Origin of the sequence: Nocardioides sp. T2.26MG-1 (assembly GCF_950101795.1) — a bacterium.
In the GTDB taxonomy this organism is placed as follows: Bacteria; Actinomycetota; Actinomycetes; order Propionibacteriales; family Nocardioidaceae; genus Nocardioides.
The window spans coordinates 60,530-74,747 of the sequence record NZ_CATNLZ010000012.1 but is presented as its reverse complement, the minus strand read 5'-3'; the positions used below and the strand labels follow the sequence as shown (position 1 = coordinate 74,747).

The window sequence follows — 14,218 nt, the reverse complement described above, 5'->3', positions numbered from 1 at the left end:
GCAGAGAGGCATCTCGATGCCGCCCGTCTCTTCCCCCGGGTCGCTCGACAGCCAGGTCCCGCGCTTCACCGCCGGTGACCGCGCCGCTCGGGTGCGCTTCCGTCGGGCCCTGGCCCTGATGCTGATGACCCTGCTGCTGCCCGGCTCGGCCCAGCTCGTCGCCGGCAACCGCAAGGTCGGCCTGATCGCGCTGCGGATCTGGTTCGTCGTGGTCACGACGTTCGTGGTGACCGTGGTCGCCGCCTTCTTCTGGCACCGGCTGGCGTTCGAGATCGGCTTCGACCCGGCGGCGCTGTTCTGGCTGCGCCTGGCGCTGATGGCGCTCGCCACCGGGTGGGCGCTGCTGTTCTTCGACGCCTGGCGCCTGGGCCAGCCCCTGACCCTCACCATGGGTCACCGGCGCGCGGCGGTCGGCCTCAACGGCGTCCTCGCGCTCTCGGTCGCGGCGGCGCTCCTCTTCGGGGCCCACCTGGTCGGCGCGCAGCGCGACTTCGTCCTCGCGATGTCCGGCGACGGCGGCGACACCGGCGCCCACGACGGGCGCTACAACGTGCTGCTGCTCGGAGGCGACTCCGGCGCCGGTCGGTGGGGGCTGCGCCCCGACTCGATGACGGTGGCGAGCATCGACGCCGAGACCGGCCGGACGGTGCTGATCTCGCTGCCGCGCAACATGCAGAACTTCCCCTTCGTCAAGGGGTCGGTGATGCACGAGCAGTTCCCCGACGGGTTCGACGCCGACTACCTCAACGGTGTCAGCACCTGGGCGGGCGACAACACCGAGCTCTTCCCCGACTCCGCCAACCCCGGCGTGGACGCCACGATCATGGCGATCGAGGGGATCACCGGGCTGAGGATCAACTACTGGGCGATGGTGAACCTCGAGGGGTTCAAGGACCTGGTCGACGCGGTCGGCGGCGTCACCCTGAACGTGCGCCAGGAGATCCCGGTGGGACTGCCCCAGGACTCCTTCTACAGCCACATCGAGCCCGGCGTGCAGAAGCTCAACGGGTTCGAGACGCTGTGGTTCGCCCGGGCCCGCTACGACTCCGACGACTACTCGCGGATGGCGCGGCAGAAGTGCGTGATGAACGCGATGCTGCAGCAGATCAGCCCGCAGACCGCCGTACGCAACTTCGCGAGCATCGCCCAGGCCAGCTCGGCGATGGTCTCGACCAACATCCCGGCGGGCGAGTTCGGGCACTTCGCCGAGCTCGCCCTCAAGGCCCGCGGTCAGCGGATCTCGACGCTCTCGCTGGTGCCGCCGATGATCGACACGGCCCATCCCGACATCAAGCTGGTGAGGAAGAAGGTCGCCGAGGCGATCGACCGTGCCGACGGCACCGCGCCGCCGCCCGCGAAGCCGAAGAAGCACGCCGACGACCCGGTGACCGGGGGCTCGATCGGCTCGCTCGGCTCCGGCTACGCCGCCAACGAGGCCGACGACCTCGACAGCGCTTGCTGATCGGCTGGTTCACCCACGCGGCCGCTGTCGTGAGGGTACGGTTCGCCGACCGCGGAAGCGCTTCGCCCACTTCCGGGGTAGTGCTCCGCCTACGAGAGGCACACCCCCCCATGAAGCGATCCCTCCTGTCCCTCCCCGCGCTGGCCCTCGCTGCGAGCCTCCTCGCCGGCTGCGGCGGCTCGGACGGCTCGGACGGCAAGGACAGCGCTCCCGAGCCCGACGCGTCGGCGATCGCGTCCGCCGACTTCGTCTCCGAGGCGAACCAGATCTGCGCCGACGGCAACGCCGAGGTCGACTCCGCGAGCGCCGAGCTGGGCGACGCACCGACCGAGGAGGACGTGTCCGCGTTCGCCCGCGACGTACTCGTCCCGAACATCCAGGGCCAGCACGACGCGATCGCCGAGCTGGGCGCCCCCGAGGGTGACCAGGACGCGGTCGACGCGCTGCTCACCGCGCTGCAAGACGGCATCGACGCCCTGACCGCCGACCCGACGGTCGTCTCCGTCTCCCCCGGCCCGTTCGCCGACGCCAACGCGGCCGCCACGGAGCTCGGGCTCACGGAGTGCGCCGGCTGATCCCAGCAGGGAGGGCTGCTCGGTCACGGCACTAGGGTTGGCGCCGTGACCGAGCTGCCGCAGGACCGCCGCGTGGTCGCGGTCGTGGTCACGTTCAACCGGCTCACGCTCCTGCAGCGGCTCGTCGAGCGGCTCGACCAGGTGCCCGGGCTCGCCGAGATCCTCGTCGTCGACAACGCCTCGACCGACGGCACGGGGGAGTGGCTGACCGGGCTCGCGGACCGCGACCCGGGCGAGGCCCACCCGACGACGCCGGTCCTGGGGCGCACGCTCGCCGAGAACGGCGGCGGCGCCCGCGGCTTCCACGACGGCCTCGCCTGGGCCGTCGAGCGCGGGGCCGACCTCGCCTGGCTGATGGACGACGACGGGCTGCCCGAGCCCGACTGCCTCGCCCGGCTGCTCGCCGAGCCCGACCTCGACTTCTGGGGACCGCTGGTCGTCGACGAGGACGACCACGGCCGGCTGGTGTTCCCCATCCGGATCCCGGGCGGCACCCGGGTCGTGCACCGGCTGGCCGACGTCGAGCGGGCCGCCGCCCGCGGGCGCATCGACGGCATCGTGATCCCGTTCAACGGGGTGCTGGTCACGCGCGACCTCGTCCTGCGGATCGGGCTGCCGCGGGCGGAGTACTTCATCTGGGGCGACGACCACGAGTACCGGCTGCGGGCCGAGGCGGCGGGTGCCCGGATCGCCACCGTCGTCGGCGCCCAGGTGCGCCATCCCGCCGTCGGCAGCCTCGGCACGCCGATGATGTTCGGGCGGGCGACGTACAACCACAGCCCCAGCGACCTCAAGCACTACTGCATGGCGCGCAACAACCTGCTCAACCTGCGCGAGTACCGGGGCTGGCCGCACGCTCTCGCCTTCGTCGCGAAGACCGTGTGGTTCTACACCTTCACCCGCCCGGACGGGGGCCGGCTGCTCACCAGCGCCCGCGCGATGTACGCCGCGCTGCGCGGCGACTTCACCGGCCACCGTCGATTCCTGGAACTCGGTGGTTGAGGTGAGAGCGGAGCGAGCCTCGACACCCCGCGAGTCCGTCGCGGTCGTGGTCGTCACCTACAACCGGGCCGACCTGCTGGCGCACATGCTCGACGGGCTTGCCGCCCAGTCCCGCCCGGCGGACGCGATCTTCGTCATCGACAACGCGAGCAGCGACCACACCCGAGCGGTCCTGACCGAGCAGGTGGCCGCCGCCCGCCCCGGCCTGCCGCTGCAGGTGACCCACGCGGAGGAGAACCTCGGCGGCGCCGGGGGCTTCCACCTGGGCGTGCAGATGGCCTTCGCTGCGGGCCACGACCGGATCTGGCTCATGGACGACGACGTCGTGCCCGCGCCCGACTGCCTGGAGGTGCTGCTGTCCCAGGACGAGGCGTGCCTGATGTCGGTGCGCCAGGACGTGCACGGCCGGCTGGTCGAGAAGGCAGCGACCCGCTTCGACCTGAGCAACCCGCTGTCCGTGCGACCCAAGACCGGGATGGTCGAGACCGACTACGGCAGCCGGGACCGGATGCCCGCGCGCGTCGAGCTCCAGAACGTCGCGTTCGAGGGCTTCATGCTCCGCCGCGAGGTCGTCGAGGCCATCGGGCTGCCGGACCCGTCGTACTTCATCTTCTACGACGACGTCGACTACGCCGTGCGGGCCCGTCGCGCCGGCTTCCGGATCTGGGCGATCCGAGACGCCGTGCTCGTCCGTCAGCTCCCCTTCGACCAGCAGCACGACCTGAGCGGGTGGAAGGGGTACTTCATGTACCGCAACCTGTTCGTCGTGCACCTCCGGTACGGCGAGAACGCGCTGGTGCGGCTCAAGCCGTGGCTGGTGACGGCGGCGGTCGTGCTGCTGAGCCCGGTGCGCGGAGGGCGTGCCGAAGCGCGCAACGTCGTCCGAGCCATGCGTGACGCGCGGGGGATGCGAGCCGTGCCGCCCCGATCCGTAGACTGACCCACCGTGTCCTCCACTACTCCCGCTCCCGGTCCGGTCCCCGATCTCGTCGTCGTCGGCTCCGGCTTCTTCGGCCTGACCATCGCCGAACGCTGCGCGACGGAGCTCGACCTGAAGGTCCTGGTGCTCGAGCGCCGGTCGCACCTGGGCGGCAACGCCTACAGCGAGTTCGACGAGGAGACCGGAATCGAGGTGCACGTCTACGGCACCCACCTGTTCCACACCTCCAACAAGAAGGTGTGGGACTACGTCAACCGGTTCACGACGTTCACCAACTACCAGCACCGCGTGTTCGCGAAGTACCAGGGCCAGGTCTACTCGTTCCCGATGAACCTGGGCCTGATCAACCAGTTCTTCGGTCGTAGCCACACCCCCGACGAGGCGCGCGCGCTGATCGCCGAGCAGGCGAGCGAGATCGCCACCGCCGACGCCCGCAACCTCGAGGAGAAGGCGATCAGCCTGATCGGCCGCCCGCTCTACGAGGCGTTCGTCAAGGGCTACACCGCCAAGCAGTGGCAGACCGACCCGAAGGAGCTGTCGGCCGACATCATCACCCGCCTGCCGGTGCGCTACACCTTCGACAACCGCTACTTCAACGACACCTACGAGGGCCTGCCGACCGACGGCTACACCGCCTGGCTGGAGCGGATGGCCGAGCACCCGAACATCGACGTGCGGCTGGACACCGACTTCTTCGACGTCGTCGACGACTTCCGCGGAACGGTCCCGATCGTCTACACCGGGCCCGTCGACGAGTACTTCGGCCACAGCGAGGGCCGCCTGTCCTGGCGCACGATCGACCTCGAGCGCGAGACCGTCGACGTCGACGACTACCAGGGCACCGGAGTCGTCAACGCCAACGACGCGGACGTGCCGTACACCCGCACGCTCGAGTTCAAGCACCTCCACCCCGAGCGCACCTACCTGCCGGGCAAGAGCATCGTCGTGCACGAGTACTCGCGCTTCGCCGAGGAGGGCGACGAGCCGTACTACCCGATCAACACCGCCGCCGACCGCGAGAAGCTGCTGCGCTACCGCGAGCTCGCCAAGCGCGAGGCGAACGTGCTGTTCGGCGGCCGGCTCGGCACCTACCAGTACCTCGACATGCACATGGCGATCGGCTCGGCGCTCTCGATGTTCGACAACAAGCTGCGCCCGTACTTCGAGGGCGGCACCGCGCTGGACAGCGGCCTGTAGGTCACCGGTCTGGTCACCGGGCGGGGGCCAGCGGCTCGGTGATGGTGGCGCTGGCCACGATCACCGGGTGGTCGGTGGTCCGGGCGACCACGGCGTCCTGGTGCCGGACGTAGTCGGAGAACTCGACGTCGGTGGTGCCGAAGATCCAGTCGATGCCCGCGTCCGGGGGCGGCGCGCACCGCCCGCCGACGCTGCCGCCGTTGGCGGCGCCGATGTCCCCGCCGGCGGTGACCGCGCAGAACGCCTCGGCGCGCTCGTTGAAGTCGCCCAGGAGCAGGACCGGGTCACCGCCCTGGGCCAGCGTCCGCACCATCGCGATCTCGCGGCGGGTGGCCTCGGCGCGCTCGGCGGCGTTGTTGCCGCGCTGGGGGTTGCTGGTCGGGTTGTGGATGCTGATGAAGGAGACCTCGCGACCGGTCGCCCGGTGGCGCAGGGTCACCCACGGCATCGGCACCGGGTTGCCGTGGAAGTACGGGATCGTGCCGGTGCCACCCGTGACGAGCTCCCAGACGTCGCTGCGATAGGCGATCGAGTCGCGGCCGCGCTCGGTGCCGGTGAACACCCGCCACACGCTGGTGAGCCTGTCGAAGGTGGCCCGCTGCGTGGTCTCGAACTCCTGCAGCCCCACGACGTCGACACCCTGCGAGGTCAGGATCCCGATCAGGTTGCGGGTGCGGTCCACCCCCGAGGCGAAGCGCGCCTTGTTGCCGCCGCTCCGGGTGTGGGAGTCGCCGAGCGTGTTGATCGTCGCCACGCGGAACGAAGTGGTCGGGGCCGCTGCCTTCTTGCGGCGCTGCTCCGCGCGCTTCTCCGCCAGCTCGGCGAGCCGTGCTCGGCGTCGCTCGGCCGCGGTGGGCGGAGCCAGCTGCAGGGCCGGAGGGGCGGCGAGCACCTCCTGGACGACGGGGGGCGCGTCGAGGGCGGCGAGGCCCGCATCGGAGCCCGCGGTCCGCTCGACCCAGTCGTGGCTGGCCGCCAGGCTGCCGAGCACCGCGGTGAGTGCGAGCGCAGCGGCGGCCACCTGGACCCCGCCGCGCGATCGGAGCGCTCCGCGCGGTCGCCGACGGCGTGGCACTGTATGCCGACCCACGGACCTGGACACCTCCTGCCACGCTGCCCACGGAGACGGACAGGGACCGGGGCAGATCTGTCGAGCGCCCACAGGCTACCGGAACCCGCGACGGGCCCGGCCGGCCGAGACGGCAGCCGAAGTCCGGATTCGGCCGTACCCCCGGCTACTCTGTTCCCGGCCCGTTCCCGATCTGCTGTCGGCCGAGTGCGAAGCTCCGTCCGACCTGAGGTGTTCATGCGCAAGCTTCTTGTCCTCGCGACGTTCCTGCTGCTCGCGATGTCGCCTCAGCCGGTGATGTCCAACGCCGCGTCGTCGGCCGCGGTCGACGGCACCGCCGTGTTCAACACGCCGCGGCCGTTCTCCAAGACGGCGTCGGCGAACTTCGCGATCGTCAACCAGGTGGACCGGGCGATCAACGGCGTCCCCAAGCACGCGCGGACGAGCAAGAAGCCGCAGCCGGTCATCCACATCACGACGTTCCTCATGGACCACACGCGCTCGGTCACCGACCTGATCGACGCCTGCAAGCGGGGCGTGGCGGTGCGGGTGATCATCGACCAGGACATCGACAACGCCAACTCCCGCCGGCTGATCTCTGCCCTCAACGGTGACAACGTCACCGACCGCAACCACGACGGCAAGGCGGACCAGAAGGCCAAGCGCGGCCCGTGCAACCGGCCGCTCCGCCGCGACCGGGTCGCCCGGCCGACCATCGCCCCCGACGACAGCCCGCTGATGAGCCGGGCGCAGGCGGCGCAGAGTGTCGACGCGCCCCTGGGTGACTCCGTCACGTGGGGCAAGGACGGCAGCTACGTGAAGCGGTGCAAGCCCAGCTGCCGCTCCGGCCAGGGCAACATGCACATGAAGATCTACCTGTTCTCCCAGACCGGCAAGTCGCACGACGTGGTGATGGTGAGCTCCTCGAACATCAACCGCGGCGGCGCGAAGCTCGGGTGGAACGACATGTACATCATGCGCGGCCGGCCCGAGAGCTACGCGGAGTACGTCCAGCAGCACCTGGCGATGACCTACGGCAAGCCCGCGCCCCGCGAGGGCGTCTTCTTCAAGGACGGGCCCTACACGAGCAGGTTCTTCCCGATCAAGGACGCCGGGCAGAAGAAGGACCCGGTCATGAAGGACCTGAGGAAGGTCGAGTGCCGGGGCTCGGCCTGGGGGGCCACCCAGATCAACATCTCGATGTTCTACTGGAAGGGCACCCGCGGCAACTACATCGCGACCAAGCTCCTGAACATGGCGCGCGCCGGGTGCCGGATCAGCATCATCTACGGCGCCCCCTCCCGTCAGATCGCCGAGCGGCTGCGCACGGCCGCACGCAACAACCTGATCGACCTCTACGACAGCCGGTGGGACTTCAACGAGGACGGCTGGAACGAGGTCCGCACCCACAGCAAGTTCGTGCTGGTGCGAGGCAAGTACGCCGGCAACCCCAAGAAGTGGGTGGTGATGACCGGCTCCCCGAACTGGGTCGCCGGGTCCCTGAGGAAGGGCGACGAGTCGACGCTCAACATCGAGCTCAAGAGCGCGTACGACGCCTACCTCGCCAACTGGGTGAGGATGCGGGAGCACTCGCGCAAGCTGCCCTACACCGCGTCCACCTCCACCAACACGCCCCCGGCCTGATGGAGTCATCGTGAACGGTCCCGCCCGACCCCGGGCAGTCCTGCACGTCGGCAGTCCCAAGACCGGGACGACGTTCCTCCAGCAGGTCATGTGGTCCCACCGGGACCTGGCCGAGCAGCAGGGCGTCCGGCTTCCCATGGACAGCTTCAACGACCACTACCTCGCCTCGCTCGACATCCGGGGCATGGCGCGGCCCCCGCACCCGCCGCAGGCTCAAGGCATGTGGACGCGGCTGGTGTCGGACTCCGAGCGGTGGCCCCGGACGAGCCTGATCTCGCACGAGCTGTTCGCGGCCGCCGGGCCCGCCCAGGCCAAGCGGGCGACCTCGTCCTTCGGGCCGGGCACCGAGGTACACGTGGTGCTGACCGCACGCGACCTGCTGCGCCAGCTGTCCGCCGAGTGGCAGGAGCACGTCAAGCACCGTTCGAGCCTGCGCTTCGACGAGTTCGTCACCTCGGTGCGCGCCGACGCGCCCGAGCGGACGGGCTGGTTCTGGCGGGTGCAGGACTACGTCGGTGTCCTCGAGCGCTGGGGCGCCGGGCTGCCGGCGTCGCACGTGCACGTGGTGACCGTCCCGCCCAGCGGGGCGCCGCAGGCCCTGCTCTGGGAGCGGTTCGCGGGTCTTCTCGGTCTCGACGCGGCCACCTTCGACACCGAAGGCTCGCGCTCCAACACCTCCCTCGGCCTCGAGCAGGCGGAGCTGCTGCGACGGGTCAACGTGGCGCTCGGCGACCGGCTGCCCCTGCCCGGTCCCTATCCCGGGACGGTCAAGGATGTGCTCGCCCACCGGATCCTGGCCGCCCGGCCCGGCAACCCGCTGCGCCTCACACCCGAGGACATCGCGTTCGCCGCCGACGAGTCGCGCAAGCTTGCGGAGGGGCTCGCGGCAGCCGGCGTGGACGTCATCGGATCCCTCGACGACCTCCTGGTCGACGAGGACGCGGTTGCGCGCGCTGCGGCCGAGGGCTACCGGCCGCCTGCCGAGACAGACCTGCTCGACGAGAGCGTGCAGGTCCTGGCCGACCTCCTGGTCGACATGTCCGCGACGCGGCAGCGCGACCGGGCCTCGGTCGAGCTGGGCGAGGCGGTGCGCGCGGACCCGGTCCGGACGGCGCTCAAGGAGCTGTCGGCACAGCACCCGGCACTGGGGCGGCTCGAGCGCCGCTGGCGCCGGCTCCGCGAGCGTTCCTGACGCGCCGGGAGCCACCCGCCGACCGTCGCCGGCGCTCCGGCCCCAGGCCCGAGCCCGTGGAACGTGTGACAGATGACGACTTGTGTGACTAGACTTCTCTGCCTCACCATCCGTATCCACCCCGGCCGCCCGCAACGGGCGGCTGCTACGAGAGGGGATGTGTGATCCGCTCGGGTCCGCCGCTCACCGTCCGCGCCGCCGCCGTGTGCGCCGCGGCCCTGGCCCTGTGCCTGGCCGTCGCCGGTCTGAGCGCGGCCGGCGGCGCCCGCGGGGACGACGGCGGCACGGCCCCGGCCACCTCGAGGCTGCGCATCGTCACCTACAACGCCGACGCCCAGCTCGACCCCGAGACGGCCATGCTGGACCTCGAGAAGATCATGGCCAAGGACCCGGACGTCATCGCCCTCCAGGAGATGGCCAGCCCCGACAAACGCCGGGCGATCCGTGAGATGTACATCGACTGCGAGGGCTGCGTGTGGGGCGCCAACATGCCGGGCCCGGCGGTGCCGGGGGAGACCCCCGTGCTCTACCGCACGGACCGGTTCGAGCTGAAGGACTCCGGCTCGGTCCAGGTGACGGAGCCGACCTACGTCGGCAAGGCCGGCGCCGGCCCGTCGACGATCAACGCCAAGTTCGTCAACTGGGTGCGCCTGAGCGACCTGCGCTCGGGTCGCCCGGTGTACATCCTGAACAACCACACGGTCCCCAGCGTGCAGGCGAAGTCCGGCGGGCCCAACCGCAACTTCCCCGAGCGGCTCAAGCTGTTCCGCAAGCACATGCGCGGCCTGCAGTCACTGGTCCGTGAGATCACCGCGCACAAGTGGGGACTGGTCTTCGTCACCGGCGACCTCAACGTGAACTTCCGCCGCGACCGGGTCCTGGCACCGGCGATGTTCCCCTACCGGATGCTCGGCGACGTGGGTCTCGAGGCCAGCTACCAGGCGGTGCGCGAGCCTCCGGTCGGGACGCACACCCTGCGTTCGGGCAACGACACGCGACTCATCGACTACGTCTATTTCCTGCCGCGTCCGTCGGTGACCGCATCCGCGCTGAAGATCCTGTGGGGCCTGTCCTCGGACCACCGCCCCCTGATGGTCGACTTCGACGTGAAGGTCACCACCCCGCCGCCGACCCCGCCCCCCAGCAACCCACCGACCGCCACCCCGTAGCCGGTCCGGCCGGTGGCCGAGCCACCTGTATCGTGGTGCCGCAACCCGCCGATCACCGGGCGGGATCCCTACTGTCGTCGGCACGAAGAGTGAGGCCTCGTTGGGCAGATCGCCGCGCCGGGTGGTCCTCCATGTCGGAACGCCGAAGAGCGGGACGACCTACCTCCAGCGGGTCCTGTGGGACAACCAGGGCGCGCTGAAGGCCCAGGGCTTCCGCTGTGCCGGCCACCGCCCGAACGACATGTTCCTCGCCGCCGTCGAGCTCCGCGAGTCGCACGGGTTCTGGGGCTACGACCCCGAGGATCTCGCCGGCCGGTGGAGCGCGGTGTGCCGGGACGCGCAGGACCACGACGGCGTGACGATCATGAGCCACGAGGTCCTCGGCGGCGCGACCGTGTCGCAGGTGAACCGGGCCTACGCCGACCTCGACGGGCTCGACGTCCACCTGGTGCTCACCGCCCGTGACCTTGCCCGGCAGGTGACCTCGGAGTGGCAGGAGCGGGTCAAGAACGGCAGCGCCCGCACCTTCGCGAAGTTCGAGCGGCGCCTGGTGCGGCAGCTGGAGAGGGGCAACTTCGAGAACGGGTTCTGGCGCAACCAGGACCCGGTCGGTGTGCTCAGCCGGTGGGCGCGCGACCTGCCGCCCGACCACGTCCACGTCGTCGTCGCCCCGCAGTCGTCCGCGGACCCCTCCCTGCTGTGGCGGCGGTTCGCCGAGGCGCTCGACCTCGACGCCGATGGCATCGACCCGGTGGCGCCCCGTCGAGCGGCCAACAGCAGTCTCGGCGTCGCTCAGATCCAGGTGCTCCGGAGGGTCAACCAGGCGCTCGCGGGCCGGATCAAGCACCCGGAGTACGCCCGGGTGGTGAAGTCGCAGTTCGCCGAGCGCGTCCTGGCGGCGCAGAGCTCGAGCCGTCCGCAGTGCCCACCGGAGCTGGTCGAGCGCCTGCGCGTCCTGGCCGAGGAGCGCAACGAGACGATCCGGAGCCGCGGATACGTCGTCCACGGCGATCTGGCGGAGCTCGTCCCGCGACCGCCCGAGGGACCGTACCGCTCGCCCGACGAGGTCGGCCGCGGGGCCGAGCGCGCCGCCTACGCCGACGCCATCGCCGCCCTGCTGGTGCAACGCGCGTCGCAGGGTCGGGTGATCCGGGCCGACGCCCCGCGTCCGGCGGACGAGGGGCGCCTGCACCGGCTGGGTCGGCTGGTCGACGACCTCAGGCGCCGCCGGAGCTGACCCAGGAGCCGGCCCCTGGGCCGACGGTCACTCGGCGCCGTCCGCCTGCTCGCTCCAGGCGGCGACGATCCGGCACACGTGCGGGTCCTCGTCCAGGTAGGGCGCCAGCCCCAGCCCGGCGTCGCGGTGCACCACGCGCCCGCCGGCGTCCTCGATCTGCCGGACCACGCCGTCGGGGTCGAGGAAGACCCGCTTGTCGTTGTGGAAGGCCTTCCGCCGGCCCCGGTCCTGCAGGGTGCGGAACTCGAGGAACAGGTAGCCCGCTCGGCGCAGCGACATCGACGCCAGCCGCATGACGTTGGCGACACCGTCGGCGTCGAGGGTGTTGAGCAGGAAGCGGGCATACAGGTCGACCGGCTGTGCGGTGCGGCTGAGCCGGACCCCGAGGGACAGCACGTGCCTGGTGTCGTTGAGGTTGACCAGCTCCCGGTGGACGCGCTTGCCCGGCTTCCGTCCGAGTCGCATCGCGCCGCTCGTGTAGTCGAGGGACAACACTGCGGCCTGCCGCTTCCGGGCGAACCACCGTGAGTCGCGCAGGTTGCCCGCCCCGAGGTCGACCAGCGGGCGGGTCGCGGGATAGTGCTCGGCCACCCAGCGCGCGAAGTGGGTCGGCTCCGTGGGCAGGGTGCGCCCGGCCCGGCCGTAGAAGGCGTCCCAGTACTTCCGGTTGGTGCGCAGGCCGCCGAACCAGCCGTTGAGGCGGCGGGCGAGCCAGCGGGGGGTCTCGTACTTGAACGACGGGTCCGGCGTGCGCCATCCGGGGCCGTAGGTCAGGGAGAGCAGCAGCTCGTAGTCCCTGGGCGCCGGGAACGGGCGCCCGTGCAGCGGCACCGTGGTCAGCGGCAGCATCCGGTCGCGGGGGATGTCGAAGCCGGTGTCCTGCGGCATGTACAGACGGTCCCCGACCCAATGCGCGGTGAACACGTCGACGAACCGGTGCGACCCGTCCTCCTGCTGGATCCGCACGTTCAGCCGGCTGCCGGAGCCGCGGCGTACGTGCCACCCGTCCGCACGCAGCACCCGCTCCAGGTGGAAGGTCTCCCGGACGACGTCGACGGGGTAGGGCTGATCGCTCAGGTAGGCGATGTCGACGTCGTTGTCGTGGCCGATGAGGCGTCCGTTGCGCACCGCGCCGAGCAGCGTCCCGTAGCAGATGAACGCCGGGAAGCCGGCCTGGTCACGCACCGCGGTGAGCAGCGCCTCGACCTGCGCGAGGAAGCCCGCCACCGACTCGGGGTCCTCCGCGGACAGGGGGACGGTGAGGCGGCCGTACTTGTCCAGGATCAGGTGGTGGCCCTCGGAGTCGGTGACCTTGACCTGGCGCCCGTGGACGCCCTGGAACACGTGGTGTCCGGTGGCGACCACCACGTCCTCGGCGTGCTCGCGCAGCACGACGTCGGCGGTGCCGACGAGGTAGCGCCGCAGTGCGCGGGGCCACGGGACGACGGTCTGACCCCGGCGCGTCTCGGCGTCGCGGGAGGGCAGCAGCGACCACACGTGCCCGCCGTTGAGGAGGACGTCGTAGGTCCGGGCCGGTTCGACGTTCGTGGGCAGCCGGAGGAACTCGTCGTCGACGACGAGGGTCTGCTCGCCCGTGGCAGGGCCGATCTCACTCATGCCGGCTCCTGCCGCGGATCCGGCGCGCCAGGTGGCGGACCCGGGCACCCAGGCGGGCCGACGAGCCCGACCGGGCCCGGTCGCGCCACTTGTTGCGCTCGAGCGTCATCTCCCGCATGTCGCGGATCATCTGCTCGATGGCCCGGGCGGCGACCTGGACCAGTTCGGCATCCGTCACCCGGTCCGGGTGCGCTCGCTCCCCGGTGGGGCCCTCGACCACGAGCTCGTCGAGGTCGCCCACCACGTCGTAGCCACCGGCGCGGATGGCCTCGACGGCGTCGCGGGAACGCTCCTGGAGCTCGTCCAGGTGGGTGTCGCTCGGGTAGAACCTGTCGCCCTTCTGAGGGACGAGCACCTCGTGCCCGAAGTAGCGGCGGACCCACCGGTGCCGGGTCGGCCCGTCGGTGAGCGGTCCGGACAGGTAGGGCTTCACCTGCCGGAGCAGGGCGGCCTGGGCCGCGCCCAGCGACTCGTTGGGGTAGGCGACGTCGAGGTCGAACCCGCGGTCGTCCAGGCCGAGCGTCGCGACCCACCGCCTCCATAACAGGTCGCGCGGCGACCCGGGCGGCGGCACCGTGACGACGTGGATGCGGTCTGCCGGCACGACGCTCGCCCATGTCGTCAGGATGGCCGGCAGGTCCTGAGAGGACCATCCCCAGGCGCCTCGGCGCTCCCCAGCGAACGCCTCGGCCATGAACTGGTCGAAGCCCCCGTCGTAGCTCATCTTGAGCGCCTCCTGCCAGATGGCAGGGAACTGCAGCCAGTAGGCCCGGGCGGTCAGGACGACGTGGACCTCCGCCGGCGCGAGGTCCTCGAGGACCCGGCGAGCCTGGTCGGGGGTCGCCATGCAGAAGAACTCGTGCGACACCAGGCCGACGCCGTCCCAGGCACGCAGCTCGGCGACCAGCCGATCCCACGCACCGCTGCCGGCGCCGGGGCTCGCCCGCTTGGCCGCCCGCACCTGCTGGAAGGCCTGGTAGTGGTCGAGTCGCTCCCGGCCGGGGTACAGGACCCCCTGGGCGCGCAGCCGCGGGCGGTTGGCCCACATGGTCGTCTGGAGGAACGTCGTGCCGCTCTTGGGCAGCCCGATGTGCAGGAAGACCCTGCTCGCCAC

General features: G+C 71.2%; 12 protein-coding genes. 9 read left to right on the top strand and 3 right to left on the bottom strand.

Annotated elements, in window-relative coordinates; genetic code table 11:
• Positions 1–16 precede the first annotated feature (16 nt).
• From QQZ14_RS10050 to glf, 5 genes are all read left to right on the top strand, one after another.
• Positions 17–1,462 carry an LCP family protein gene (locus tag QQZ14_RS10050; protein WP_284534126.1) on the top strand — a complete coding sequence of 482 codons (1,446 nt, stop codon included), beginning with the start codon at positions 17–19 and terminating at the stop codon, positions 1,460–1,462.
• A gap of 110 nt (positions 1,463–1,572) precedes the next feature.
• Positions 1,573–2,037, top strand: a complete 465-nt coding sequence (locus QQZ14_RS10045) for a hypothetical protein (RefSeq protein ID WP_284534125.1) — start codon at positions 1,573–1,575, stop codon at positions 2,035–2,037.
• A gap of 45 nt (positions 2,038–2,082) precedes the next feature.
• Complete coding sequence (locus QQZ14_RS10040) at positions 2,083–3,039, top strand: glycosyltransferase family 2 protein (RefSeq protein WP_284534124.1); 957 nt, start codon at positions 2,083–2,085, stop codon at positions 3,037–3,039.
• A gap of 1 nt (position 3,040) precedes the next feature.
• Positions 3,041–3,979: a glycosyltransferase family 2 protein gene (locus QQZ14_RS10035; RefSeq protein ID WP_284534123.1), complete on the top strand. Its 939-nt coding sequence runs from the start codon at positions 3,041–3,043 to the stop codon at positions 3,977–3,979.
• A 6-nt stretch (positions 3,980–3,985) separates the two neighbouring features.
• Positions 3,986–5,176 carry a UDP-galactopyranose mutase gene (gene glf, locus QQZ14_RS10030; protein WP_284534122.1) on the top strand — a complete coding sequence of 397 codons (1,191 nt, stop codon included), beginning with the start codon at positions 3,986–3,988 and terminating at the stop codon, positions 5,174–5,176.
• Positions 5,177–5,189: 13 nt separating this feature from the next.
• On the opposite strand, the gene QQZ14_RS10025 is transcribed toward glf, so the two are convergent.
• Positions 5,190–6,197 carry an endonuclease/exonuclease/phosphatase family protein gene (locus tag QQZ14_RS10025; protein WP_284534121.1) on the bottom strand — a complete coding sequence of 336 codons (1,008 nt, stop codon included), beginning with the start codon at positions 6,195–6,197 and terminating at the stop codon, positions 5,190–5,192.
• A 285-nt stretch (positions 6,198–6,482) separates the two neighbouring features.
• On the opposite strand from QQZ14_RS10025, the gene QQZ14_RS10020 reads away from it, so the two are divergent.
• The 4 genes from QQZ14_RS10020 to QQZ14_RS10005 all read left to right on the top strand — a co-directional run bounded on the left by QQZ14_RS10020 (position 6,483) and on the right by QQZ14_RS10005 (position 11,487).
• Positions 6,483–7,889 carry a phospholipase D-like domain-containing protein gene (locus QQZ14_RS10020; RefSeq protein ID WP_284534120.1) on the top strand — a complete coding sequence of 469 codons (1,407 nt, stop codon included), beginning with the start codon at positions 6,483–6,485 and terminating at the stop codon, positions 7,887–7,889.
• A 10-nt stretch (positions 7,890–7,899) separates the two neighbouring features.
• Positions 7,900–9,081 carry a hypothetical protein gene (locus tag QQZ14_RS10015; protein WP_284534119.1) on the top strand — a complete coding sequence of 394 codons (1,182 nt, stop codon included), beginning with the start codon at positions 7,900–7,902 and terminating at the stop codon, positions 9,079–9,081.
• Between the two features lie 161 nt (positions 9,082–9,242).
• Positions 9,243–10,250, top strand: a complete 1,008-nt coding sequence (locus tag QQZ14_RS10010) for an endonuclease/exonuclease/phosphatase family protein (RefSeq protein WP_284534118.1) — start codon at positions 9,243–9,245, stop codon at positions 10,248–10,250.
• Positions 10,251–10,371: 121 nt separating this feature from the next.
• Positions 10,372–11,487 (top strand): hypothetical protein, encoded by a 1,116-nt coding sequence (locus tag QQZ14_RS10005; RefSeq protein WP_284534117.1) that lies wholly within the window; start codon positions 10,372–10,374, stop codon positions 11,485–11,487.
• Positions 11,488–11,514: 27 nt separating this feature from the next.
• Here QQZ14_RS10005 and QQZ14_RS10000 read toward each other — a convergent pair whose 3' ends face one another.
• Together QQZ14_RS10000 and QQZ14_RS09995 are read right to left on the bottom strand one after the other, a co-directional pair.
• Entirely contained in the window at positions 11,515–13,104 is a 1,590-nt protein-coding gene (locus QQZ14_RS10000; protein ID WP_284534116.1) for a LicD family protein, read from the bottom strand.
• Positions 13,097–14,218: a hypothetical protein gene (locus QQZ14_RS09995; protein WP_284534115.1), complete on the bottom strand. Its 1,122-nt coding sequence runs from the start codon at positions 14,216–14,218 to the stop codon at positions 13,097–13,099. Before QQZ14_RS09995 ends, QQZ14_RS10000 begins: the two co-directional genes overlap by 8 nt.

Excerpts from the sequence above, each read along its gene's own strand:
- QQZ14_RS10050 (WP_284534126.1), top strand. The coding sequence starts at position 17 with ATGCCGCCCGTCTCTTCCCCCGGGTCGCTCGACAGCCAGGTCCCGCGC.
- QQZ14_RS10045 (WP_284534125.1), top strand. The coding sequence starts at position 1,573 with ATGAAGCGATCCCTCCTGTCCCTCCCCGCGCTGGCCCTCGCTGCGAGC.
- QQZ14_RS10020 (WP_284534120.1), top strand. The coding sequence starts at position 6,483 with ATGCGCAAGCTTCTTGTCCTCGCGACGTTCCTGCTGCTCGCGATGTCG.
- QQZ14_RS10000 (WP_284534116.1), bottom strand. The coding sequence starts at position 13,104 with ATGAGTGAGATCGGCCCTGCCACGGGCGAGCAGACCCTCGTCGTCGAC.